The sequence below is a fragment of the Tunturibacter empetritectus genome, from assembly GCF_040358985.1.
GTDB lineage: Bacteria > Acidobacteriota > Terriglobia > Terriglobales > Acidobacteriaceae > Edaphobacter > Edaphobacter empetritectus.
Genome location: NZ_CP132932.1, coordinates 1,159,346 through 1,184,149, shown reverse-complemented (window position 1 = coordinate 1,184,149; position 24,804 = coordinate 1,159,346). Strand labels below are relative to the sequence as shown.

Annotated in this window: 16 protein-coding genes and 1 tRNA gene; 4 read left to right on the top strand and 13 right to left on the bottom strand. The window is 55.7% G+C overall.

Going from position 1 to position 24,804, the window contains the following annotated elements:
- Positions 1-21 precede the first annotated feature (21 nt).
- A tRNA-Pro gene (locus tag RBB75_RS04750) sits at positions 22-98 on the top strand.
- 157 nt (positions 99-255) lie between these two features.
- On the opposite strand, the gene RBB75_RS04745 is transcribed toward RBB75_RS04750, so the two are convergent.
- The 5 genes from RBB75_RS04745 to RBB75_RS04725 all read right to left on the bottom strand — a co-directional run bounded on the left by RBB75_RS04745 (position 256) and on the right by RBB75_RS04725 (position 9,727).
- Positions 256-3,924, bottom strand: coding sequence for an efflux RND transporter permease subunit (locus RBB75_RS04745; protein ID WP_353069736.1), 3,669 nt, complete (start codon positions 3,922-3,924; stop codon positions 256-258).
- 51 nt (positions 3,925-3,975) lie between these two features.
- Entirely contained in the window at positions 3,976-5,112 is a 1,137-nt protein-coding gene (locus RBB75_RS04740) for an efflux RND transporter periplasmic adaptor subunit (protein WP_179639554.1), read from the bottom strand.
- Between the two features lie 3 nt (positions 5,113-5,115).
- Complete coding sequence (locus tag RBB75_RS04735) at positions 5,116-6,534, bottom strand: TolC family protein (RefSeq protein WP_257031176.1); 1,419 nt, start codon at positions 6,532-6,534, stop codon at positions 5,116-5,118.
- Positions 6,524-7,195, bottom strand: a complete 672-nt coding sequence (locus tag RBB75_RS04730) for a hypothetical protein (protein ID WP_179639553.1) — start codon at positions 7,193-7,195, stop codon at positions 6,524-6,526. Before RBB75_RS04730 ends, RBB75_RS04735 begins: the two co-directional genes overlap by 11 nt.
- 117 nt (positions 7,196-7,312) lie before the next feature.
- Positions 7,313-9,727 carry a hypothetical protein gene (locus RBB75_RS04725; RefSeq protein ID WP_179639552.1) on the bottom strand — a complete coding sequence of 805 codons (2,415 nt, stop codon included), beginning with the start codon at positions 9,725-9,727 and terminating at the stop codon, positions 7,313-7,315.
- A 302-nt stretch (positions 9,728-10,029) separates the two neighbouring features.
- Here RBB75_RS04725 and RBB75_RS04720 point away from each other — a divergent pair, with 302 nt between their 5' ends.
- Positions 10,030-10,731: a DUF4410 domain-containing protein gene (locus tag RBB75_RS04720; protein ID WP_353069735.1), complete on the top strand. Its 702-nt coding sequence runs from the start codon at positions 10,030-10,032 to the stop codon at positions 10,729-10,731.
- A 96-nt stretch (positions 10,732-10,827) separates the two neighbouring features.
- On the opposite strand, the gene RBB75_RS04715 is transcribed toward RBB75_RS04720, so the two are convergent.
- Complete coding sequence (locus RBB75_RS04715; RefSeq protein WP_353069734.1) at positions 10,828-13,050, bottom strand: winged helix-turn-helix domain-containing protein; 2,223 nt, start codon at positions 13,048-13,050, stop codon at positions 10,828-10,830.
- 266 nt (positions 13,051-13,316) lie between these two features.
- On the opposite strand from RBB75_RS04715, the gene RBB75_RS04710 reads away from it, so the two are divergent.
- Complete coding sequence (locus RBB75_RS04710) at positions 13,317-16,814, top strand: TonB-dependent receptor (protein ID WP_353069733.1); 3,498 nt, start codon at positions 13,317-13,319, stop codon at positions 16,812-16,814.
- Between the two features lie 98 nt (positions 16,815-16,912).
- On the opposite strand, the gene RBB75_RS04705 is transcribed toward RBB75_RS04710, so the two are convergent.
- Positions 16,913-17,122 carry a hypothetical protein gene (locus RBB75_RS04705; protein ID WP_353069732.1) on the bottom strand — a complete coding sequence of 70 codons (210 nt, stop codon included), beginning with the start codon at positions 17,120-17,122 and terminating at the stop codon, positions 16,913-16,915.
- Between RBB75_RS04705 and RBB75_RS04700 the strand changes: the two genes are divergently transcribed.
- Positions 17,121-18,893, top strand: coding sequence for an alpha-amylase family glycosyl hydrolase (locus tag RBB75_RS04700; RefSeq protein WP_353069731.1), 1,773 nt, complete (start codon positions 17,121-17,123; stop codon positions 18,891-18,893). The two genes, RBB75_RS04705 and RBB75_RS04700, sit on opposite strands and share 2 nt — an antisense overlap.
- Before the next feature lie 143 nt (positions 18,894-19,036).
- Here the strand turns inward: RBB75_RS04700 and RBB75_RS04695 are convergent, their stop codons facing one another.
- From RBB75_RS04695 to RBB75_RS04670, 6 genes are read right to left on the bottom strand one after another with little or no spacing between them, the layout of a single operon-like run.
- On the bottom strand, positions 19,037-20,152 hold the full coding sequence (locus RBB75_RS04695; protein ID WP_353069730.1) for a pyridoxal phosphate-dependent aminotransferase: 1,116 nt from the start codon (positions 20,150-20,152) through the stop codon (positions 19,037-19,039).
- On the bottom strand, positions 20,149-21,102 hold the full coding sequence (gene cbiB / locus RBB75_RS04690) for an adenosylcobinamide-phosphate synthase CbiB (RefSeq protein WP_353069729.1): 954 nt from the start codon (positions 21,100-21,102) through the stop codon (positions 20,149-20,151). The genes RBB75_RS04695 and cbiB overlap by 4 nt, the downstream gene beginning before the upstream one ends.
- A complete protein-coding gene (locus tag RBB75_RS04685; RefSeq protein ID WP_353069728.1) occupies positions 21,099-22,709 on the bottom strand; it encodes a cobyric acid synthase in 1,611 nt (536 codons plus the stop codon). Before RBB75_RS04685 ends, cbiB begins: the two co-directional genes overlap by 4 nt.
- Positions 22,706-23,395 (bottom strand): 5,6-dimethylbenzimidazole synthase, encoded by a 690-nt coding sequence (gene bluB, locus RBB75_RS04680; RefSeq protein ID WP_353069727.1) that lies wholly within the window; start codon positions 23,393-23,395, stop codon positions 22,706-22,708. Before bluB ends, RBB75_RS04685 begins: the two co-directional genes overlap by 4 nt.
- Positions 23,386-23,964, bottom strand: coding sequence for a cob(I)yrinic acid a,c-diamide adenosyltransferase (locus RBB75_RS04675; protein WP_353069726.1), 579 nt, complete (start codon positions 23,962-23,964; stop codon positions 23,386-23,388). The genes bluB and RBB75_RS04675 overlap by 10 nt, the downstream gene beginning before the upstream one ends.
- Positions 23,961-24,800 (bottom strand): hypothetical protein, encoded by an 840-nt coding sequence (locus RBB75_RS04670; RefSeq protein ID WP_353069725.1) that lies wholly within the window; start codon positions 24,798-24,800, stop codon positions 23,961-23,963. The genes RBB75_RS04675 and RBB75_RS04670 overlap by 4 nt, the downstream gene beginning before the upstream one ends.
- Positions 24,801-24,804: the final 4 nt, after the last annotated feature.

Here is a 24,804-nt window from a genome sequence, read left to right as displayed (position 1 = left end):
ATGCGATAAACTAAATTAAGTCGGGGCGTAGCGCAGTCTGGTAGCGCATCTGGTTTGGGACCAGAGGGTCGGGGGTTCGAATCCCTCCGCCCCGACCATTTTGAATACAATCCCGTCTACAACTTACTTTGCATTCTTTGGCGATGATGCGCTGGCGCTTGGCGACTCAGAGGCACGTCAAGGCAAAAATGCAGGCACGAGAAAAAGATGCGATTTTCGCGCGAGACTCCTGCATGAAGGACGACGATTGATAACTTATGCGTTTGTAGGTTGAGCGGCAGGCTCTTTCTCGGCTGCATCCCACTTCAAGATTTTGAGATCAAGTACAAAAATCGCGTACATCACTGGTACCTGGAGCTTCGTGACCACGGTCGCGACCAGCAGCCCACCTATCTGCGCATAGCAGAGCGGCTTCCAAAGCGGACCGCCATGCGCTGCGAGAGGGACAAGCGCCAGCACGGTTGCGAACACTGTTATCAGCACGGGACGAAGGCGGAGAATGCCAGCATCAATCAAAGCCAGTTCAAAGTCATCGCCAGCGATGCGCCGCTCTTCGATGAAGTCGAAGAGGACTATGGAGTGGCTGACGATGACGCCGACAAGACTGGCGATGCCGAGAAAGGCCATGAAGCCGAAGGGCTCGCCCATGACCCACAGCGCGGCGAAGGCGCCCACCATGCCATACGGCGCAGCGGCCAACACCAGCGTGGGTTTAATGGCGTTCTTGAATTGAAAGACAAGAGCCATGAAGATGGCGGCAACCGAGATCACCATCACCGTGGCGAGATTCCGGAAGCCATGCTTTGTCTTGTCATATTCGCCCCCGATCTGGATCTTGTAGCCGGGTGGCAGGGTCGCTTCCAGTGCCAGCAGCTTAGGCATGGCGATATTCAGGACTTCCGAACTTAGGTGCCCAGCGACGGGGAAGCTGCGCACATTGATGGTACGGAACTGCTCCAGCCGAACGATGCGACCGGTCACCAGGTCGTGGTTGATATCCGAAATTTGCGCAAGCTTGATCTTGTTGCTGTCCTGCGAGCCATAGACGTAGAGACTTTGGATATCCGAGAGCTGAGCACGTTCGTTCATGCGCAGGCGCGCTACGACCGGAATCTGCTTCTGACCCTCCTGCAGAACACCGACGGTAGATCCGCTAATGCCTGCCGTCGAAGAGTTCGCCACGTCCATGTTCGTGATCCCGGCAAGATTGGCGCGGTCTGGATCGATGGTGAGCGCAATCTGCGCATTCGCCTCTCCCCATTCATTACGGGTGCGCTCCGCGATCGGAATGGAGCGCAAGATGTCCTCGACCCTGCCCGCAACAGCCTGCAACCCGCGGATGTCCTCCGGCTCCTGCTGAGCGCTCAGATCGGCGGTACTGGAGACGCGAATTTCAATGGGATAGTCCATGGGGTTGGTCAGCAACTGGCGTGCATCCAGACGCGCACCCGGAATGGACGCGGTCAGCGCCGGCTGCAGCGCCCTGATGAACTCCGGCGTCATCTCTTTGTCACGAACCTCAATCAGGATCTGCGCATAGTTCAATTGCTGTCCTTGCGGGGAAGCGGAAAACCAAAAGCGCGGGCCGCCGCCGCCGACAAAGGTCGTGATGTAACGCAACAGGTCGCATTGTTTCAATGGATGTTCGTGTTCTTTCGAGAATCGCGCCGCTTGCTCCCGAATGATCTGTTCCGCTTTGAGCGCGATCTCATTGGTCGCTCCAATGTTTGCATCGTTCGGCAGCCAGACGTCGATGTAAGACCAGTACTGAACGTCCTCCGGGAAGAAGGCAGTCGTGAGCCTCGAAAAGATCAAGACACCGGCGGCGAGAAACAAGAGCGAAGCGAAGAAGAACTTCCAACGATGCTCGATCGAGTACTTCGCAGCTCGCGCATAGAGGCCGAAGAAGCCGTGTTTGCGCTGCTCCTCCAAAGATTTTTCGCCGTTCTTTTCCGGGCGAAGCAGATAGTAGCCGAGCATGGGCAGAAAAGTCATCGAAACCAGACGTGAAGCAATCAGCGCTACGGTCATGACGATCGGCAGGCTGAAGAGAAATTCACCGGTACTGCCAGTGACCATCAGGAAGGGCAGGTAGGCCACGATGTTAGTGACTGTTGCATACATGATGGCGGTTGCAAGCTTGGTAGGGCCAAGCCATGCGGCGACGATGCTTGGGTGGCCTTCGGCGAGCGCATGTTTAATAGAGTCGCCTGCGATTACCGGGTCGTCGACCAACAGACCCAGTGCGATGATCAGAGTAGCGACTGAGACTTGTTGAATATCAATGCCGATCAGATACAAGACGCCAAAAGTCATGGCTAAGGTGATGGGAATAGAGATCGCCATCAGCAACGCCGAGCGCCACTCCCAGAAGCCGATCCACGATACCAGCACGACGAGAACAATCGCCTCGTACAGCGAATCCATGAAGAGACTGATGTTTTCTTTTACCTGCAGCGGCTGATCGGAGGTGCGGGCGAAGATTAGATCGTCGGGGAGATATTGCTTCACGGCAGCGAGCTTCGCGTCCACGCTTCGGCCAAAGGCGTCGATCTGTTCAGAGTCTTTTACCTGAACCGCAATCGTAATCGCGCGGCTGCGATGCCAGTGTCCTTGCTTATCCGCCCAGGTCAGGTAGTTTAGGTACCGCGCAGGGCTCTGATAAGCGCGAGATATCTCCACCAGATCGCGAAGGTAGACCGGACTCTGCGCGGCGGAGGAAGAAGAGCCGACTATTACATCGCCAATTTGTCGTGGGTCAGTGAACTTCCCCGACGGGTCAATCTGAATGCTGGCAGGGCCGACCTCAAGCTGGCCTCCGGGTAGCGTAGTGTTGCGCGCCCCGAGTATGTCCTTCAGATTGGAAGGAGTCATGCCGTATTGGGCTAGCCGGTCCTGAGAGTAGTCCAGATAGATTTGTTCAGGAAGCACTCCCTTGCGATCGATCTTGGCGACCTCAGGAGCTCCCTGTAGCGTTCTTCCTATGAGGTCGGTAAAGTCATCGAGTTCGCGATACGTGTACCTGTCTCCCGCCACTGCGGACAGCTGCGTCTCTGTGTCTTGGGGATTGCGGATGAAGGCCGCTGGCCACGCATCGGGGTGGATTTCGGAGCGGTGCAGCTTCTCCACCACTAATCGGTCTCCGGCTTCGCGAAGCTCTGCGTCAGTCAGGGTAGTGGCGACATCGACGCCGATGAAGCCGCTGCCTTCAAAAAAATGTGGGTCGAAGATCATCCTAGTCTGTGCTGCCGCTTCGATGAACGACACAAAAGAATCGTGCATCAGAGAAGCGGAGACCGACAAGGGAAATGCGTTGACAATCGTCACTCGTGGCTGCGGAGATCGTTTTGGTTCGGCAGCTCGCGTCTTTTCGATCGCACCGCGAATCGACCTCGCCCGCAAAGCAACCTCGACTTCATTCGCGGGGGGACTGGCTACAGTTAACATCAGAGCTGCGGTGTCACCAAAATCGCTGTTGAACTGAATGGGACCGGCACCCTGCGGCAAGCTGCTGTTGAGCGCATTCAGCTTCAGGTTCATATCAGTGAACTGCTTTTTGGGATCGCTCACCTGATCGTCAAGTTGGACATAGACCATCGACAGATTAGGAAAGCTGAAGGAGCGAATGCCGAAGTCAGAGGCTGACGGTGGCTTGATGAAGGAGTTCTGTGCCATTGTCTGCTCGACTTGCCGGGTGACCAGTTGTTCGACCTCCTGCGCGGTTGCGCCAGGCCACTGCGTGAATGCAACGGCCACACGCACCGGTATCTTCGGATCTTTGCGCTTTGCCATGTGCTGAAAGCCGTACCAACCCCATAGGCAGAGAGCGATCAGGATGACAAGCGAGAGCTGCCGGTTCTCCACGAAGAAGCGCGCCGTATTGTGGGTATGAGCAATGTACTCGGCTTCCGACTTGTGGCTCATGGCTTCGTGCACCCTTGATGACTGTTCCAGCGAGACGTGTTCGCCGGGAGTTTACGGTATGACGCGGACCTTATCGCCGCTCTTGATCAAAGTGACTCCGGTAGTGATGACTCTCTCTCCGGAGGTGAGTCCTCCCTTCACGACGATCATGTTTCCAGAGGTATCGCCGAGATCCACTGGCTGCAAACGTGCCGATACGAGATCTCCGCTGCCGTCGGCTGCCATGACGGCGAAGCCATCTGCGTGCGAGGGATCGCGGATGACTGCTGATAACGGAACGACCAGGGCGGGCTGTTGCAGACTTGCGCCATCCAGACTGAGCGAGGCGATCATACCCGACTTCAACTCATCTTTTTGATTTGGGATTGTGACTTCGACTGAGAATACGCGGCTCTTTGGGTCGGCGGCGGGCGAGATCGCACTGACCCGGCCTTCTACAGGATGCGATAGCGCGTCGGTGGCGATAATTAGATGCTGGCCCAGTCTGACCCGGCTGATGAGGATGTCGGGAACTCCAAAGACAGCTTTCACCGAGCTTGTATCCGCCAGTGTAAAACCATTGGTGGCTGGTCCCACCAGGCTTCCGAGATCGACGCTGCGCTTGACCAGCCATCCATTGAACGGCGCTCGCAGGGAGCAATAAGCGAGAGCAACCTTCGCCTCGCTGATCTGCGCTTGTGCGCCTGAAACGGAGGCAGTCGTGCTGTCCATCTGTGCTTTAGCGGAGTCGTAGTCGGGTTTGGTGGCGCTTTGCGTGGAGTAGAGAGAGGAGACTCGGTCGAAGCTCAGCTTGGCTTTTTCTTGTTCGGCTTGTCCACGTGCGAGTTGCGCCTGTGCCTGCTGCAACTTGTCGCTATAGTCCTGTTGGCTGACCAGCGCCAGCACCGTTCCTTTCGGAACCCAATCGCCCTGATCGACATTTCTCATGCCGCCACTTGGGCTCTTGACCTGATGGATGCGCTCGACGTAACCGTTCGATTTGAAGGACAAGTCGACCTGGGCATAGGGAACGATGTTGGCAGAATATTTTGTGCCGCTCTCTGCGGAGACTGACTGCACGACTGCCGTGTGCACTGGAAGGGGAAGTGTCGTCGCCGGATTTTCCTGTTTGCAGGCAGCGAGAGCTAGGACAAGAGAGTTCGCGAGAGCTGCGACCCAGAGACGACCCGGCTTGGCGAGGCGATTCATGTTTCACTCTTCTCCCAAGGCTTTTTCAAATTCTGCCTTCGCGTTCCAGAATGCGAGCAGGCTCTCTTCGTATTCGTGATTGGCATTCGCGACTGCGGCTTGCTGCTTCAAGACGTCGCGCAGCAGGACCGTCACCTGTCTGTACTGGTCATTCACTTCGCGTAACTTTTCGTTCGCGGCATCGCGGGCGGCCTGTGCGACCTCCAACATGGAACGGCTCTCGCTCAGTTTGCGGAAGGTATTGTCGACATCCAACAGCACCTGGGAGCTGGTGTGGTCCAACTGGTATTGGCTTTGCTGCACCTGAATGTCTTTTTCTTTCACATTGTCTTTGCGCCGGCCCCATTCGTATGGCTCCCAGGTCATCTTCAAACCGACGGAGAGGATATTTTGCGGCAGGATCTGGGTATTGATTGGAGTGAGGTATTGGAGTTGCGCGCCGATGCCGGGGATGTATTCGGCCTTTGCGAGGCTGCGGTCGTAACCGGCCTTCTCGACGTTGATCTTTGCTTCCTGTAACTCGGGCCGCTGCTGGAGAGCCGTCTTTCTAGCTGCCTTCAAATCCATCTCATCGGTTGAGGCCGGTGGAACGGGTTGAGTGCGAAAGGATGTATCGAGATCCCTCCCCAGCAGATCGTTGAAGTGTTCTTTCTGGGTCTGCAGATCGTCCCGGAGCGTGATTAGCTGATGTCTTGCCTGGGCCAGTTGTGCTTTCACCTGCAGGCTGTCCGATTTCAGGATGGACTCTTTGCTCAGATATTGCGTGGTGACTCGATCGGTTTCCTCGTATTCCTTTATCAGCGCCTGCTCGGACTCGAGAGCGCTCTCGGATTGAAGAATGGCGTAATAGCCTTGCTTTACATCCACCACGGTAGCCTGCCTCTTCTGCTTGTATTTTTCTCCTGCAAGATCGACGGAGAGCTGCTTCTCTCGCACCAAGAGATGTATTTGATAAAGCTGCGAGATTGGCTGAGCTACCGTTGCGATAGCGTAACCAGTCAATCCGCTCGAGAGACTGATCTGCTTATCCGTCGTTGGAACCGGTTGGTTGTCTATGGTCCCGAAGACGCCTTGCTTGAAGGTAAAGCTGGGAGAGTCGATATTTCCGGAGGCGAGCAGCTCTGTCTTGAGTTCGGGAAATCGATGAGTCTTGGCCTCGGCGACCTCCCATCCATATTTCGTAACGTCAAGCCTGGCTATTTGAACCGGCCGATTGTTTCCCAGCGCAATCTGAATCGCGTCAACCAGCGCAAGTTCCGGTGCCTGGTCTGAGGTGCTTTGGCCAAAGCCAGAGACGCCCCACAGAATGACCAGTGCGCTTGAAAAAAATCCGAGAGATCCTGTACGTCTTACTCGAATCGTCGCCATACAGAGAATTAAGAAGGATGTCAGCGTCCTCATTCCGGCCTGACTAAAGCCCATTTCTCCTCAAACCACCTCCGCCTCCGTTGCCTCCAAGATTGTTTAAGTCATCGAGGACGGTTTGCTTGTCCTGCGGCCGGAACGAGCCTTCATTCATCGTCTGCTCGATCTGTGCTTTGGCGGTCTTCATCGTCCTGAACTTTTCGAGCATGCCGCCACCGCTGGTTTTGATCGATTGAAGGGAGTTCAGGCTTTCCTGAAGTTGCTGCACTTGCGGAGGAGTTGGTTCGCCGTGCATCACAGCAGCGAAGATATCTCTGCCGAGTTTTTTCCCCGGCGTATCAGGTTCAGCAGAGGGCTCGGGCTGTTTCGTCGCCATCATGAGCTGAAAGTCCTGCCGCAGAGTGCTACGGTCCGGTTCCTTGACGGTAGCCATGGTCGCTCTTATTTTGGAGACGGCCAGGTAAGGGGTCATCAGGTCCACAGGCGCTCCAGGCTGCTGTTCGGCCTTCGCCGCCTTGAGTGTCGCAAGGTTCTCCTGCATCTCCTTCAACTGGGGGACGGTGATGCTTTCGTTCATGACGGCTGCTTTAAGATCTTCCTGAAACTTTTCCTTGACTGGGTTGGGTTCGTCCTGGGCTATGACGTACACCGAAGATGGGCACAGGAGTGCCGCCATGAGGAAGGCAGAGAAGGCGATTGTCTTGCGCGTGGTTTTCATAGATCCCGCTTTCTAGAGAATCTTCTGGATTGACTGGGGATTATTTCCTTGATCAGTGATTGAGCGGTAAGTCATCGGCGACGTGTGCCACGATCAAATAATGCTTCATTCTTTTGCTTATCGCTGCCTGCGCGAGCCCCGTGAGCCGCCGCCTCCGCGATTTTGCGATTGCTCTAGTTGATCTCCGCGTGCGCGCGATTGCGAATCATTCTGTAGCTGGCCCATGGTGCTGGGAGGGTTCAAACTTCCCGGATTATTCTGTGCCTGAGACGGAGGCTGGTTCTGAGTTCCGCGTCCTGAAGTACGAGGGTTCGTCGGATCGGACCCTCTGCCAGTTGCTGGCGTAGTGTTTCCGGCTTGCGAGCCTGGGGTTGAAGATTGCGGCTGCTTCGGCTGATTGGCACTATTGGAGTTCTGCTTCTGCTGCCGCGTCTGGTTTGCGCCAGTGGATGGATCTACTGGAGTCCAGCTGCCGTTGTCGTACTTGCTCCAGTTTCCGCTGGAATCTTTCTTGTAGACGTTGCCATCGGCTCCCGCATAGACATTGTTGTTATTCGCATCCTTAGCCACGAAGCCACTGTTTCCATTGGCCCCGGAATATCCGGCGCCGGCGCTTCCCTTGGAGGTCTGGAAAGATCCCGCCGTTCCGTTGCTGTTCGTGACATGCTGCGCCTGGGCCCAGTTGTCGCCATTGGTCACTACGGAACTTCCCCATTGGCTGTACTGGTTGTGGCCCTGGGAGGTCGCGGCAGAGGTACCAGTCCAGGGATTATAGGTTGAGGCGTATGTATGACCGCCATAGGCATTTTGAGTTGTTACGGCCCGTCCATAAGTCCCAGTGGTGGGGTTGTACCAGGCCGCTGTTCCAGCTGAGCCATACGGTCCGTACACTGCGCGGCCCACTCCATAGGCTCCTGTGTAGGGGCTGTACACAGCAGCCACGCCGTAGGTATAGGGATACGGATAGTAGATTGGATGTGGTCCCCAATAAACATAGGGAGGGTAGTAGTAGCCTGTGCCATACACGACGGTGGATCCAACTGCCATCCCCACAACGAAGACTCCAAGATATCCGCTTGAATAGCTTGTCTGCACGGTCGTTACAGTCGGGTTTGAGACCACCACATATGTGACGTTGTACACAGGGGAGCTTGGTGGAATCGTGTAGATGACTGGAGGCACTGAATCCACGGTCTTCCACGGACCAGCGGGGTTTCGAGAGACAAACCAGACTCCCTGAAAACAAAGATAGTAGAGGTCCCCGACACGGATCACTTTATCGGGCGTGTTCACCGCGTAAGACATCGTTGTGGTTTCGATCTTATTGAATTGGGGCGGCCCCGCATAAGCGACTTTGACCTGCGCCTCCGCCTGGGCGCGATTTACGATTGCCGTAGTCGGTACTTGCGAGAGCAACACAGCGTCACTAGCCTCCTGCGTTCCTGGCACGGAGACAAGAACATCGTGGCACGGATTGCCCCTCGGGATCATTGCGAAGTCAGCTGGAAGAGAATCGCCTGCATAGCTCCATGAACCATCCAGTCTGGCGGCTCGAAACCATCGTCCAGAGATCAAGACGTAGATCTGGCCGTCGGGCTGATGAACGAAGACCTTATTCTCTGTATTCGTTGCATAGCTGAGACTAGTGCCGGGGATCTTTGAGTAGACCGGCTTACCCCTGAAGGCAAGCAACTCGGCCGGCTTTTCTGTGAACAAAACCTGAGGAGCAGCCAAACCATTGGAGCGCGGCGGCACGGCTTTCAAAACCTCGTCCCAGTTCTGCTGAGCGGGCAACTTGGCTATGTCCGGGGGCAGCTTCATGGTTGCGGCCCAAGGTCCATGCAGATCTTTTGCTTTCAGCCAAGTCTTGCCACTTAGTAAGTAGTAGTCGGATTTATCAAAGAAGAGATCCCAATTGGTGTTGACGACATACTCCAACGTTGTGCCTTGAATTGGAGCCAGTATTGGTTTTCCATCGACCAGGAGCATGATCGCTGGCGCCGTGGCGACGAGAATTAATGGCGCCTGGGTGCTGGCAGCAACCGTCCGCACAGGCTCGTTTACCTTCGCAAGACTGGCGATCATACGCGGCAGTCCAATCGTGAACGTCATGGTTGGATAGAGTTGGTGGGCACGCTGCTGCATTTGCGCTTCCTGCGCTGCATTGAGCGAAGGAAAGCGTGCATCGAGTACCTGAATATCGTTCACATAGACAGTTTGCGCACTTACGTTGGCGATGGTATCGGCGCGCCAGGAGACAACACCCAGAATAGGCTTCTGTCCTTTGTCTGTCACGGAGATCGCAGTATCCGCAACCATCGTGCGATATTTTTGCCAGGCCTTAAGCTGGGGCTGATAGACGACGAGGTGCACGCCGTTCCGGTCAAAGACCCGTGGCCAGGAAGGAGCAGAAGCTGGGGGGCCGATCGGCTTGCTGGTGGCCGGAGATGCCGGTAGCGCCAAGGAGGAGATTGCACCACCCAGAAGGCAAATCGCAACGGCGGTAATTGTAAGACCCTTTGGTTCTCTCAAAAGTGGCCTACTTTAACGTTCGAAAGTGAGTAGTATCTGGCCTGTTTTTGTGCGAAACCGATTGTAACCCCATAACTTTTATTTCCAAGGATTTTTTTTGAAGGGCCACTAGGAAAGCGGTTGAGCTAAGACGTTACCTCTTTAGTCTGCAAAAGGTCTGGAGAAGGATAAGTAAAAATGCCAATAAATTTATTTGCAAGAAATCAGATTCACTCTTAGAATTGACGCGTTTCCGAAACATAATTGCGCATCTGGGCTCAAGTACTGTCGGAGCAATCTGGCTAGCTCTTTTTGAGGCACAAATGAAACTTATGCGACGACTTTCGGCACTATCCCTTTTGCTCGTGTCTCTCAACGTTGTCGCTCAAGCTCCTCCAGCGCAAAGCTCCGCAGCGCCGCAGACGCTTCCGACATTCACCTTTACGAAGGATATGACGGTCTACGTGAGCGACTTCGAACTGGACGCGCAGAATGTTCAGGTAGATAAGGGGTCGGTGATAGATCAAGTAAGGCCGGGAATTCTGGAAAGACCTTCGAAGAAGGAGCAACGAGATCCGGAGGCCCAGGCAAAGAAGTTGGTCGACACGATGTCGAAGAGCATCGTCAGCGATCTCCAAAAGGCCGGTTACAAAGCTCAAAGATTGACAGACGATGATCCGAAGCCAACGGCTGGCGCCTGGGTGCACGGTGTGTTTACCCAGGTGGATGAAGGGAGCCGTATCCACCGCGCGGTCATCGGCTTTGGATCCGGCAAGACGACAATGGAGCTAGTTGTAACACTCTCGGATCTGGCGAGCCCCAAAAAGCCGCTCTATGAAAGCTCGGAAGAGGGAGCGAGCAAGAAGAAGCCTGGCGCGGTTATTACACTGAACCCTTACGTAGCCGCTGCTAAATTCGTTATGGAAAAGAATGCGCCAGAGAAGACGGTCAAGAGTACCGCCTCGGCGATTACAAAAGAGATCGTGCAGCATCTGCAACCAAGTCCTAGCTTGCCGGCGATGTAACTTGCCAACCGGGACGATGAATCGCGTGAAGCGATAGCATGCAGCAGTAGCGCGACTCGACCTATGAGTTACAAAAAATGGGAGTGTTGATGGATATTAGGGGCCATCAAGATTAAGCGTATAAAGATTGCCCGTACGAGTTCGTGATCGCACGATTGGCACGCTCTCCGGCGTCAAGCCACAGAAGAAATAGTCTTCCGTATCTCCCCCGCTGAAGTTTGACAGGTTCGCAATTTGTTCCAGCCGACCACCTGGAATCGAAACACGGTAGATCGGCTGCATCTCGGCCGAGGACGCATGAAAGAAGATGGTTTTACTATCTGACGACCAAACTGGATCCGCGACCGTGGTCTCTGCGATCGTCCGCCAAGTTTTCGACTCGGTATCAAAGAGCGCAAGCTTCCGCTGATCCAGCGAGATTGCGGCTATATAACGTCCGTCTGGCGACCATCGCGGACTGAACCATCCTTCGGATCCAGTTACCGTCGACACCGCCTGAGTTCTCAGATCGAATATCTGAATGGCTCGCGGCCCATCCTCTTTTCCCATCATATCGGTCACGCGCCCAAAGGCGATCTGCTGCCCATCCGCAGACCAGGATGGGTCTGCCGCATTACGGCTCTCCCGCAGTAGTCTCTCTGGAGCTCCACCGTCCGCAGGCACCAGGTAGATCTGCCACGCTTTACCTGACTCCTTCGCCATGATTGCCAGTTTCTTTCCATCGGGCGACCAATGGGCGAGAAATACCTGCAAAGAATCTGGGGTTATCTGGATCAACTCTGATCCATCAGCCTTCGCCCTCCATAGTCTTCCGGACGCGTCGGTCCAAAGAACCCACTGCCGATCGTGCGAGTATTCAACCCTGTTTGCTTCTGCCAGAAATCCTGGTAAGGGTACAAATTCATGTCGGCTGGCGTCGTAGTGCTGAAGAAGCGATTGGGTCTCAAGCCCAAGGAAGAAGATCCTATGCCCGATCCGCGAGGTCACAGGTCCGACAAAACTCAACGGACCATTTGTCACGCGTTTCGGTTCACCAATACTTTTTCCGTCAAGTCGCCAAAGATCGCTGCTTCCTCCACGATCCGACTGAAAGACAAAGTACTTCCCATCCCCGGTCCAGATGCCACAGCACTCCGACGAAGGCTTGGTCCAATTGCTAAGAATTGGACGGACTGACTTACCATCGCTCGACGCCTCCCAGAGCCCCAGCGTATGTTGTATCGGATCGAGCAGTGTAAATCTCAGTACCTTGCCGTCAGGCGACCAGCGCAACCAGAAGGCTCGTTCCGGCAGTTTCGCGAAGAGGGAAGAGGTGCCGTCCTGAAGTTTGTTCACCAACAACTCGTCTCCCGTGGCGTAGAGGATGCTCTTGCCATCAGGCATCCATGTCGCATCGTGAGCCACAACATTCGCTACCCGCAGCGGACTGCCTCCACCCACGGGAACCGTCCATAGCGATTGCTCTGACTCCGGCGATACATGACTTCGCAGCAGCAGCATCGACCCATCGGGAGACAGGTCTCCAAGCGTGGCGGAGGCAAGCTCGCTTGGCAGTGGAAGGTTCTGTACCGCCCCAGTGCGCACATCCACCTGCGCCAGAACCGACCTGCCACCTGAAATTACCGGAATATAGATGCGTAGTCCATCCGTTGCTGAGGCAGGAAGGCTCTCCATTGCCTGCACTCCCGGCGCTATCCGTCCGATCCGGGTTAGGCGTTCCACACGCGGCAGAGGTGAAGTGCTTCGAGAGCCATAATAAAACCCAGCCAAACCCGCTAAAACGGCCATGGGAACCAATATCGCGAGCCATAGCCAGGATCCGAAGTCCCTCTGGCGCGTGGGTGATAGATCGAGTTCGTTGGGAGATGGAGAGACTTGAATTGAAGGAGAAGTCCCCGGCGGTTTCTCCAACACAACTCGTGCAGCACCCGATTCTGCACTGAACTCATGGTTCATTGATTCGGCTGCTAAAGATCCGTTCAGTGCCGTAACGGGCGCGACGAAGCGATAACCCCGTTTTGCCAGTGTCTCTACAAATCGCGGATTATCTGCTGTGTCGCCTAACGCATCCCGGATCTTATTGATCGCGGTGCCCAGCGAGTGATCAAAGTCGACGACTACGTTCTTGCCCCACACCCGAAGCTGCAGCTCTTCTCTGGTGACAACCTCACCATGTTTCTCCAGCAGTATTGCCAGCACCTTGAAAGGCTGACTTTGAAGCTTGATCTTCCGGCCCGCCTTCCACAGCTCGCCGGTCTGGAGGTCAGCCTCATAAACTCCGAATCCGAACCTAGAGGCGATTTCCGGGTGAGACAGCATAACGAGGAACCCTGTAATCAAACTTTATCATGCGGTGATCCAAGCAGATTGCACCTGCGATCTAAGCAAAGTTGGAGCACTTGCCTGTTGATGCAAAGCAACTATGTGCTTTCAAAATGAGCGACTTACTCGATGATAAAAGATTGATCGAAAAAGGACAGCCAGAAGATGGCCATGAACGCAAAGAAACGTTCATCGTTCTCCCTCAAAGTCTTGACAACCAATCGACTACACGCAATTTAGGCAGCACCTTTGGAGGCTTCACCATGCACACGGATCTCGATCAACGTCAGCCGGCCCTCGCCAGCAAGCTACTGGTTTTATTCCTTTGTCTGCTTTTCTTGCCAGTCCTAAGCCTGAGAGCTCAGACAGACACCGGTCGAGTCACCGGTATCGTCACAGATCCTTCCGGTGCCGTTGTCCCAGGTACCACTCTCAAGCTCACCAACACTGACACTGGCATTGCTCTCACGGTCACTGCAGGGAGCGACGGCAACTTCACGTTCTCCGCCGTCCCTCGCGGCAACTATCGCGTCGAAGCCAGCCATGCCGGATTTCAGACCATCGATCAGACCTTCGCTCTCCAGGTCTCTCAGGTCCAAACCGTCGAGTTCAAGCTACCCATCGGCTCCTCCAGCCAGACTGTCGAAGTTACCGATGCCGCACCGGTCGTCAATCTGTCCACCTCGTCCACCGGAGCGGTCATTGAAGGCAAGCAGGTCACCGATCTCCCTCTCAACGGCCGCAACTTTACCAGCCTCGCCAATCTGATCCCCGGGGTAACCCGTGGCGCCTTCAACTCCGACGCCAGCGGGCGCAACGGCAACGTCGAGACCTTCCGCTACTCAGACTCCGGCGGTGGCGCTCTCTCGGCCAACGGACTCCGGCAGCAGTCCAATAACTTCATCCTTGATGGCGTCGACAACAACGAATCCCTCGTCAACTCCATCGTCTTCTTCACGCCGCCCGAAGCCATCCAGGAGTTCCGCGTCACCACCTCCGTCGCCCCCGCCGAATTTGGTCGCGCCGGGGGAGCCATTCTCCAGAACTCCGTCAAATCCGGAACTAACAGCATCCACGGCTCGGCCTTCGGCTACTTCCGCGACCAGATCTTCGATGCCAACCCCCTCTTCTTCAATCCCGGCACCCCGGCACCAGCCTTTCAGCGCAAACAGTTCGGCTTCGCCGCAGGCGGACCCCTCTGGAAAGATAAGATCTTCCTCTTCGGCGACTACCAGGCTCTTCGTCAGAAGCAGCCAAAGGACACCGGCTTCTACACCGTTCCCACTGCGCTGATGCGTCAGGGTAACTTCTCCGAGCTGCTCGGGCAAAACGTCACCAGCGATCCGGGAACCTTCTCTTCGGCAACCGGCTGCCCCGCACCCGCTGCAAACGCAACCGCGGTGGTCGGGGCCATCTATGACCCAACAACCTGCCAGCCCTTCACCGGAAACATCATCCCGCAAAATCGCATCAACTCTGCCGGTCTCAAGTACCTCAACGCCTTCGACGCGCCGACACGTGCCGGCATCCTGAACAACTACTTCGCCGTGCGTAAGGCCATCCAGAACTTCAACGACTTCGACGCACGCCTCGACTACCACGTCACCCAGAGGGATTCGGTCTTCGCCCGTTACAGCTACGGCCAAGACAACCTCGACGTCAACAGCCTCTTTACCAAGCTTCCGGCGGGCTTTGCCTCAGGCGGCAACGTAAACCACCCACGCGGCGGAGCGGCCGGGTATACCCACATCTTTACCTCGAATCTCGTCAACGAATTTCGCTTCGGCTACATCCGCCCGGAGTTCGCCTACGTCAATCCGGACCAGGGCACACCCATCTCAGCCAATCTCGGCATCGTCAACGCGAACCGTACCCCGCTTCTGGGAGGCGGGGCTCTCATCGGCGGCAACAACTCTCAAATCGAGTACACCGGCGACGGCGGACCCTACTCCGTGCCTGAGAAGACCTTCCAATATCTCGACAGCGTCACCTACAACCGTGGCAGACATACCCTGAAAGGCGGTGCTAACGTTATTCGCCGCGAGGTCGACTTCTTTCAGGGGAACGACTCCAAGGGCTACTTCATCCTGGGCGGAGTTAACTTCCCCGGCACAGGACGCTTCACCGGATATGAAGCCTCCGAGGTTCTCGCTGGCTTCTCCGACTATGAGATCGGCGCAGCCAGCACGTTCTTCAAGACCTTCAACTACGAGACCGGCTACTTCGTCCAGGACGATTGGAAGGTGAATCGCAGGCTTACACTTAACCTCGGCGTTCGCTACGATTTTTATACCTACCCCTACGAACAAAACAACAACCAGGCGAACTACGACTTTGCCACCGCGTCCCTCCAGGTTGCAGGCGTCAACGGAAACTCTCGCTCGCTCATCAACACCGACAAGAACAACTTCGCGCCTCGCATCGGCTTTGCCTACGACCTCTACGGCAACGGTAAGACCTCACTCCGCGGCGGCTATGGCATCTTCTACTTCCTCGATCGTGGCGGAGTCGGCAACCAGCTCTCCAACCAGCCCGGCTTCAACGGCATCAGTCAGTACACCGCCACCAACGGCTACCGCATTACCTTCACCGGCCAAAGCCCCACGATTCCTAACAACGCAGCCACCGCAACCGCTGCTCTACCCCTACCTGCCTTTGGACCAGGAGCGATTAGCTCTATCGACCTGTCGAACGCCTCCGTCATCGCCGTGCCAAAGAACAATCAGAACGGTGCGGTTACTCAATACAACCTGCAGATCCAGCAGCAACTCGATCATGCAACCTCGCTCAACATTGCCTACGTCGGCAACAAAACCGATCACCTCATGACCTGGTACAACGCCAACGCGCCGGTCCTCGACGGCACCACGAAGGGCCTCTACCCCAACCGCGGAACCATCACCGAAGGCCTGGCCGGCGGCTCCTCGAAGTACGACGGACTGCAGGTCTACCTTGATCGTCACGTCGGCTCGAGTTTCCTGGCAACGGTCGCTTACACCTGGTCCCACTCCCGCGACAACTCGAATGGCGCCTTCAGTTCTGGTGCCGGTGCAAGCGCTAGCGGACGCATCTTCATCACCCAGCAGGGAGTCGATCTGCCCGCCAACTACGGCAACTCCGACCAGGATCAGCGTAACGTCTTCGTCGCCAGCGCCGTCTACTCGCTCCCCGTCGGCCGTGGCAAGATGTTCGGCTCAAACATGAATCGCGCTCTCGACGAAGCCATCGGCGGCTGGCAGCTCAATACCATCGTCACACTCGATAGCGGCACTCCGATCGACTTCAGCACTAATGGCAGCGGCGGCACCATCGACAACCGTCCGGACTTCATCAGCTTCAGCAAGGTACATCGCCAGCTAGTCGGCGGCTCGACGAACTCCAACAACCGAACCTTCTTCACCGGAGAATTTGCCCTGCCGCCTATCAACTCTTCCGGCATCTTCACTCGTCCGGGCACCCTCCAGCGCAACGCCTTCTCCGGCCCAGGCTACAAGACCGTGGACCTCGGACTCTTCAAAGGATTTCGTATCACCGAACGAGTCAACGCCGAGTTTCGCGCTCAAGCCTACAACCTCTTCAACACGCCGCAGTTTGGCAACCCCGACACCAACATCCACGATGGCGCCAACATCCCCGGATCAACGACCATCTTCACCACCGGTCCAAATACCAGCGGCGCAGACAACGGCTTCGGAAGCATCAACAGCATTCGCCTCAATACCGAACGCCAGCTTGAACTCGCCGCTCACATCAACTTCTAACCCGTAGGAACCTCAGGCGGCATCATCGAGCGAGTCTCGTGGTGCCGCTGCTCTCTTCGAAGAACACTAACTACAGGCACCCTCACCCTTCACCTCGCTCACCAGACCGCCGCTTCTTCAACCTGAAGTAGCGGCGTCGGAAAGTTGTCGCCATTGTTGACCATGTCGATTCGAAGCTGCTCGCTAAGTGTCCTTCGTGCGATTCTGTCCACGGTGCTTGGATCTCTCTTGCTCTTCTCAACTGCTGCGGCCTTGGCTGAACTGCCCGTGATCACCAAAATAGATCCGCCAAACTGGTGGATCAGCATGCCTCCTCCCATGCTGCTCGTGCATGGCGAACACCTCACAGGGTGCACGTTCCGACTCCGCAACAGCAAGGCTTTGATAACCAAGCAGAGTGTTTCAACCAACGGACGTTGGGCATTTCTCGATATCTCGACAGCTTCAGCTGCTCCGGGCACGTTTTTGATCGAAGCCAGGAATGCTGATGGCGTGGCCACGAGCCCCTATACTCTCGAAAAGCGCCGGACCGCCTCGGACCAACCGCGCGGCTTCTCCTCGGCAGACGTCATGTACCTCATCATGACGGACCGATTCGCCGATGGCGACCCCAGCAACGACCATCAGCCGGGGATGCCCTACGCTCTCGATGTCCCAAATGCCTGGCACGGCGGCGACCTTCGCGGGATCGAACAACACCTGGACTACCTCGCGGAACTAGGCGTGACCACCATCTGGATTACGCCTGTGGTCCAGAACCGGGAACCGGAAAGCTACCACGGATATGGGGCCACGGATCTATATAAGGTAGACGACCACTTCGGTTCTCTCGACGACTTGAGAACTCTCTCGAACAAGCTACACGAACGGGGCATGAAGCTTGTATTGGATATTGTGCCCAACCACGTGGGGCCTGCGCATCCTTGGGTCGAAGACTCGCCTCAGCCCGACTGGTTTCATGGCACCAAGGCAAACCACAGCGAAGCAGTAGGAACTTTTCAAACGCTCCTAGATCCCTACGCTCCCTGGCGTGATCGAGAGAAGGTGCTCAATGGATGGTTCGTCAATCTCCTGCCCGACATGAATCAGGAAAATCCGGCTGTCTCTCGTTACCTCATCCAGAACACTCTCTGGTGGATCGAGGAGTCCGGTGCGGACGGTCTCAGGCTTGACACCTTTCCCTACGTCGGCCGGACCTTCTGGCATGACTTCCATTCGCAGCTCCGTGCCACCTATCCGAAGCTAACGACGGTAGGCGAAGTATTCAACGGGACCTTCGATATGTATCCCGTCTTGAACTCATTCTTCGCTGGCGGCGCAGTGCGTAGCGGCGATCAAGGCTCGATCGACACCGGCTTAGATACCCCCTTTGACTACCCTATGTACTCTGCCATCCGGAATACACTGCTGCGTGGCGCGCCCATGTCGCAGATCGCGGATATTCTTAGTCAGGACGGCCTCTATCCGCATCCGGAGCGCCTCGTTCCACTCATCGGCAGCCATGATACGAAGCGCTTTTTGGGTGAACAAGGGGCGACCGAAGAGAAGATGAAGCTGGCGTTCGCAATCCTGTTGACCATGCGAGGCACTCCGCTCATCTACTCCGGCGACGAGATCGCCATGACCGGCGGAGACGATCCCGACAATCGGCGTGACTTTCCCGGCGGCTTTCCCCACGATGGACAAAAGACAGAAAACAATGCATTTGACAGTAGCGCGCGAACCGAACCCCAGCGAAAGATGCATGACTGGGTAAGCCTTCTAACTACCCTCCGCAAGACCTCCCCTGAGTTAGAAGCTGGCGGCATACAGATTGAAGACGTGGCAGCTGATTCGATCAGCTACGTGCGTGGATTTGATTTTGATCGTGGTTGTTCGTCTGGGTCGCAACGCGTTCTCGTGATGGTGAATAAAGCAGAGCATCCTAAGACCATTCTTCTGTCCACTGACAAGACGGCCCTCCAGAATTGCACCAAGGCAGATGTCCTGCTCGGCGATAAAGTCTCCGTAGAGCTATCTTCCGGCAAACTACAATTTCTTGTTCAACCGGAAAGCGTTGTCATTCTTCGATTGAAATAGCAATCCAGTATTTAGGAGCAAAAAGTGTAGTTCAGTGATCACAACCCCTGCGAGCCTAAAACGCGCCGCTCCCCTGGGATTCCTATACCAAGCCTGCAGCGCGTTGTTTTGCAAGCAGAGGGGGCGAATTTCCTCTCTGGCCACTATCCTTTCGCGCGCCGAAGGACCTGCTCCAGACCTCGAATCAACCTCTCATTTTCGGTTTCCGAACGGACTGCTATACGCAGATGGCCTGGCGCGAGCCCTTCGAAGTTCGCGCAAGAGCGAAGCACGATCTGGTGTTCGAGGAGCATCCTCTCCCAAAGCAGTGAGACCTCGACCTCTGCGGAAAAGCGAAGCAGCAGGAAGTTCGTGTTTGAGGGGTAGGTGACGATCTTCAAGCGAGCGAGTTCCCCTTCAAGCCAGGTCCGCCGTGGGGAGTTCTTCCGCCGAGTGTCTTCCGCATAGGTCTCATCCTGCAACGCAGCGCAGACTGCACACGATGCCAATGTTGTAACCGGCCATGGCGGAAGCCTCCGGTTCAGATCTTCTATCGAAGAAGGACTGCTGACGACGTAGGCGACACGTAACCCGGGGATTGCAAAAAATTTTGTAACCGAGCGGAACACAATCAAATTCTCATGTTGAGAAGCAGCTTCAGTCAGGGACTGTTCTGGAACATAATCTATGAAAGCTTCATCAAGCAGCACTTTAATTCCTTGCTCAGCGGCCGCTTCTATCAGACGTCGCATCGTCTTCGCTTCACAAAGTGAGCCGGAAGGATTCTGCGGATTCGCCAGCAGGATTGCGTTGCATCTCTCTTTCAGCGCAGCCTGCAACAGGGAGTCCGGAGCGTATGAGAAACTATTTTCTTGGAAGAGGTAGTGCGGAGCGGCCGCAACTCCGGCGTTCTCGAGCGTACGTCGATACTCGCTGAACGAGGGCACAGGCAGAAGGCAACGTGTAATCCCTAACGAACGCAGAGCAGCTTCGAGCAGCGGTACAAAGCCGTTAGCCACAGAGATATTTTCCGGCGAAATATTCGAAGCTTTCGACAGTGCCTGCTTGAGTGCGGCGAGTTCAAGGTCTGGATACGCCGTCAGTGTGGCAAAGTCCGCCAAAGCTCGATTTAGAGTTGCAAGCACTGACGCAGGGGGATCAGCCGGGTTAATGTTGGCGCTGAAATCAACGAGCTGTTCCACCGGGATTTCATATTGCGCAGCGATTTGACGCAGTTGTCCCCCGTGTGCGGGTAAAAAATCCTGCGGAGGGTGACTCATCTTCGTCTCCGATGCAGCAACAGTGCGGTAACTGCGCCAAGGGCAGAGACGATAGTAACTATCCTGATGGCCAGCCTTGCTTTGAGCACATTGGGCGGCGGAAAACCCGCCCCAAGCAGGGGCGCTGCAATAAGCTCGCCGGCGTAGTAGTTGTCTCCTCCAAGTCGCACCTTCAGTGCGCCCGCCATGGCGCTCTCTGGCTGTCCCGCGTTCGGACTTTTGTGTTTCATGCCGTCGCGCCACCATGTCTCAAGCGCTGCTGCAGGACTCGCGTCTTGTAAGGCGGCTGCTGCAGCGATACCCAGAGCTGTCAATCGAGAGGGTATAAAATTGGCGACATCATCCAGCCGCGCTGCGATTTTTCCAAAGTAAAAATATCGATCATCTGCATGGCCGATCATCGAATCAAGAGTGTTGATCGCCTTATAGGCCATGGCAAGCGGAACTCCTCCGATAGCCAAATAAAAAAGTGGTGCGACGACGCCATCCGAACCGCTCTCTGCCACGGTCTCGATGACAGCGCGGCTGATCTCCTGCATGTCGAGTGCCTGCGTATCGCGACCGACGATTCGTGTCAGCCGCTGTCGGGCCAGGATGCTGTCGCCTTCCTCCATAGCGTCGACAACTGCAGAAGCCTCCTTGTGCAGGCTGCGCGATGCAAGGCACGTCCATGCGAGCAGCATCTCCGCAGCGAATCCCAGCCGCCGGTCCGTCTTATGCGCCCAGTCAATCGTCTTTGCCGACGCGAAATACGCCGCAACGACCACTCCTAAGGTCAGTATGCCACCGGCGACAAACTCTGCTGCTGGAGTCTGCCTGGGCCTTCGAAGAATTCGTTCTCCCCCTTCTATTCCTTTGCCAATCAACCGAACGGGATGAGGGAACCATTCAGGATCGCCAGCTACCCAGTCGAACAGATAAGCTGCTGCGATAACGCTTCGACGACTCATCGCATCGCACCTGCACTTCGACGCTGCGGAGATACATCCTCTGTCAGAGGGACCTCATAAGACAGACCCACCCACTTGAAGATTGCTTTCATATCAAGCGAACTCTCAACCTCGCGTGCCAGCCTGTTCAGGGAGTCTACTCGAAGTTGCTTCCAGGGATTCATCTTCGTCGGCGTGGAGAGCTTGTGAAACCCGCGAGCGGCACTGAGAAACTGATGACGAAAGCAATCATCATCGAAGATCCCATGAAGATAGGTGCCAAAGACGCGCGTGTCGGCACTGACGCAACCGTCTCTGCTGTTGCTGGAGGGGTCATTCTCGGGTGAGAGTGTCGAGAAGTGCTTTGCTCCAGCTTCATAGTCAGTGTGTCCAATGTGAATCTCATACCCTGCGAGCCTGCTATCAGTAACGGGATGGTCGAACAAAACCTCAACCTCAATCTGTCCGCTGGCATTTCTGGTTACTTTTTCGGTGTGCATGACGGTGCCGATGGGAAGCAAGCCAAGACCCGCAACCGATCCCTCGTGCTCCATTCCGGACGGGTCGCTGATAGTTTTACCAAGCATCTGCATACCACCGCAGATACCTGCAACCAAGCCTGTCTGCGCGTGTCGCTTTATAGCGACCTCTAAACCTGAACCTCTCATCCAAAGAAGGTCATCCACAGTCTGTTTACTGCCAGGCAGAATGACGACATCAGCGTGTGCGATCGCCTCTGCTGTGCGACAGAAGAGAAGTGATACCGATGGCTCCGCCCGCAAAGAATCGAAGTCCGTAAAGTTCGAAAAAGAAGGGAGTGCAATGACTGCGACCCGCAAGGCGCGATCAGTCCATTGGTCCGCAATCTGCTCTCCAGTCCACTGAGTTTGAGCAGACACCGGCAGACCCAGGCTATCTTCTTCTTCGAGCATAAGAGAATTCAGATAAGGAACGACGCCGAGACATGGCTTCTTCACACGCTCTTCTATCATTCGTATGCCGGGCTCCAAGAGGCTTGCGTCACCACGGAATTTATTGATCGCGAATCCACGAATCCGCCGCTGCTCGTCCGGTTCCAACAGCTCCAGCGTTCCCAGCAACGACGCGAACACCCCTCCGCGATCTATATCCCCCACCAGCAGGCAGCTGGCATCTGCCATCTCCGCCATTCGCATGTTCGCAATGTCATGCTGTTTGAGGTTGATCTCAGCTGGTGATCCGGCACCTTCCAGAATAATTACGTCGTACTGAGAGGCAAGCGAGTCATAGCTCTCGCGTACCACGGGCAGCAGCTCTTCTATGCGTCGACGATGATAGTCCGCTGCCGTGACTCGTCCCCAGATCTTGCCGCGTACAACTACCTGCGAAGAGTGGTCGCCCGACGGCTTGATCAAAATTGGATTCATATGAACCGAGGACGCGACTCCTGCAGCCTCTGCCTGCAACGCTTGTGCACGCCCGATCTCGAGACCTTCAACAGTTGCTGCAGAGTTCAATGACATATTCTGCGATTTGAACGGCGCAACGCGATAGCCATGTTGCGCGAAGATTCGGCATAGAGCGGCAGTCAGCAGAGACTTGCCGACATGAGAGCCCGTACCTAGAACCATGATTGCTCGCGCTCTCATGACGGCAGCCGCCCCTGGTCCCAGCTGCTGTCATATTCATCCAGCGAGAGCACGCTCTTCAGAGGCGTTCTTGTCTCCCAACCGGCGCGCTCAAGGTCCGGTTCTGTAGCAAACGCATCGACGTAACCCAAGCACAGATAAGCCACCGGAGTAATATGGCCGGGAATCTTCAGAGCCTCGCGCAACAAAGACGGCTCAAGGATACTCACCCAGCCCATGCCGATGCCCTCGGCTCTTGCGGCGAGCCACAGATTCTGAACCGCGCAGACGGCCGAGTAGATCGCGGTCTCAGGCATCGTTCGTCGTCCCAGCTGGTGCCCCTGGCTGCTCTGCGAATCGCACACGATGCACAGATTCTGCGGTGCCTCCAGTATGCCTTCGAGCTTCATCCCCGCATAGCTCTGTTGCTTTTCCCCTTCGTAGTGCGCCAGCGCCTGCGTGTTTGCATCGAGGAAGATCTGGTGAACCTTTTGACGCACAGCGAGTTCGCGCACGACAATGAATCGCCAGGGCTGCATCAGACCAACCGAAGGTGCGTTATGTGCAGCTTCGAGTAGCCGATATAGCAACTCATTTGGAATTGGCTCCGGGAGAAAGCCGCGGCGCACATCTCTCCGCTCGCGAATCGCCCGGTAGATGGCATTTCGCTCATTCTCGTCGAAGCCTGCAGCCTTCGTCATTTCCATGCCCTTGACCACTTCGGTCCCGCAGTGTCGCCGCTGCGCAGCCGCGCATCAACGCCTACCTTTACTTCAATGAGTCTGCCGAAGAGCCAGATCACGTCGGACAAGCGATTGAGGTACGAGAGTATCTCAGGCTTGAGCTCTACGCCACTGTTCACAAGTCGAACAGCGTTTCGCTCTGCGCGCCGGCAAATTGTGCGAGCAACTTCGTATGCGGCAGACTCGGTATGCGCACCGGGCAAAGACCAGTCGGCAAGGATGCCTTCGGTTGCCTCGATCTGATGAACCAGGTCTGTCAGCATGTCAACGTCCTCGATCAAAACGGATGGCGGAGGTTTTTTGCTCTCCGGCGGGGTAGCCAGCGCGGACCCTACTCGAAACAGCGTGCGTTGGATCGTCTCGGTCCAGTCATGAATCTCCTTATTTGTGCAGATGCTTCGGGCAAAGCCTAGAGCCGAGTTCAGCTCATCGACCGTCCCATAAGCTTCAACACGCAAGTCAGCCTTCGAGATGCGAATTCCGCCGGCCAGTCCTGTCTGTCCGCCATCTCCACGTTTGGTTGCAATGCTCATAGTCTTTCCTCTTGTTCTTGAACTTCGTCAAACGGCTGCAGCGACTCTTCCACACGAATACGAATTAATTTGCGGAGAGCCGTTCTCTCGTAGTGCAGGATCAGGTCGTCATCAAGAAAATCCGTGACCCGCGGAGGACGATCAGAGAAGATCTGCTCTTCACCGAAAAACCATGGGGCGGTTGCGCCAAGTTCCTCGATGCTCCGTGTGTGGATCACGACGGCAGGAGTGCGATCGACTCCCGCCTGCAGAAGATGGTAGGCGCGATGATAGCCATCGCGCAAAAGCCAGCGTCCGCGTAGTTCAGCTACTTCGAAGAAAGGAGTGCCGCCATACAGCGACAGTGGCAAAGCTCCAAATCCGCTCGTCTTCGGAGTAAACCGTAGCTGCAGATCAGGATTATTCGAGTGAAGGCTAATATCCAAAAGGTCAGTATCGCTGCCGTTATGAACCAAAACATGCTCCGTGCTGCGTTGCGAACCGACAGTGAGTGAGATCAAACCGGGCCAATCGTTTTGCGCCGGCATACACAATGCCTGCCGTGATGGATTGAAGATCAACCGGCGTTGAAATGCAAGCAGAAGGCGCAGGTCGACCACGCCCAGCATCCAGTCAAGGCCCCGATACTCCGCTTGCAAGTCTTCGCGTTGCGTTACCGTCGCGAGCAAAGGTTGAATGTCTCGTGTCTCTCGCTCGAGTAAAGCGCTGATACTCGTGTACCGAGCATGCTCGGCTAACTTCGCACCTGCTTTCGCAATGCGGGCAGCTAACTCCCTCGAATTGAAACCTGTGACGTCGTCGCGGTAGGAGTATTCATCCAAACCCCAGGCGATCAACTCG

Coding starts and splice junctions, on each gene's coding strand:
- RBB75_RS04745 (WP_353069736.1), bottom strand. CDS start 3,924: ATGAGCCACAAGTCGGAAGCCGAGTACATTGCTCATACCCACAATACG.
- RBB75_RS04740 (WP_179639554.1), bottom strand. CDS start 5,112: ATGAATCGCCTCGCCAAGCCGGGTCGTCTCTGGGTCGCAGCTCTCGCG.
- RBB75_RS04735 (WP_257031176.1), bottom strand. CDS start 6,534: ATGGGCTTTAGTCAGGCCGGAATGAGGACGCTGACATCCTTCTTAATT.
- RBB75_RS04730 (WP_179639553.1), bottom strand. CDS start 7,195: ATGAAAACCACGCGCAAGACAATCGCCTTCTCTGCCTTCCTCATGGCG.
- RBB75_RS04720 (WP_353069735.1), top strand. CDS start 10,030: ATGAAACTTATGCGACGACTTTCGGCACTATCCCTTTTGCTCGTGTCT.
- RBB75_RS04715 (WP_353069734.1), bottom strand. CDS start 13,050: ATGCTGTCTCACCCGGAAATCGCCTCTAGGTTCGGATTCGGAGTTTAT.
- RBB75_RS04710 (WP_353069733.1), top strand. CDS start 13,317: ATGCACACGGATCTCGATCAACGTCAGCCGGCCCTCGCCAGCAAGCTA.
- RBB75_RS04700 (WP_353069731.1), top strand. CDS start 17,121: ATGCCTCCTCCCATGCTGCTCGTGCATGGCGAACACCTCACAGGGTGC.
- RBB75_RS04705 (WP_353069732.1), bottom strand. CDS start 17,122: ATGCTGATCCACCAGTTTGGCGGATCTATTTTGGTGATCACGGGCAGT.
- RBB75_RS04695 (WP_353069730.1), bottom strand. CDS start 20,152: ATGAGTCACCCTCCGCAGGATTTTTTACCCGCACACGGGGGACAACTG.
- cbiB (WP_353069729.1), bottom strand. CDS start 21,102: ATGAGTCGTCGAAGCGTTATCGCAGCAGCTTATCTGTTCGACTGGGTA.
- RBB75_RS04685 (WP_353069728.1), bottom strand. CDS start 22,709: ATGAGAGCGCGAGCAATCATGGTTCTAGGTACGGGCTCTCATGTCGGC.
- bluB (WP_353069727.1), bottom strand. CDS start 23,395: ATGGAAATGACGAAGGCTGCAGGCTTCGACGAGAATGAGCGAAATGCC.
- RBB75_RS04675 (WP_353069726.1), bottom strand. CDS start 23,964: ATGAGCATTGCAACCAAACGTGGAGATGGCGGACAGACAGGACTGGCC.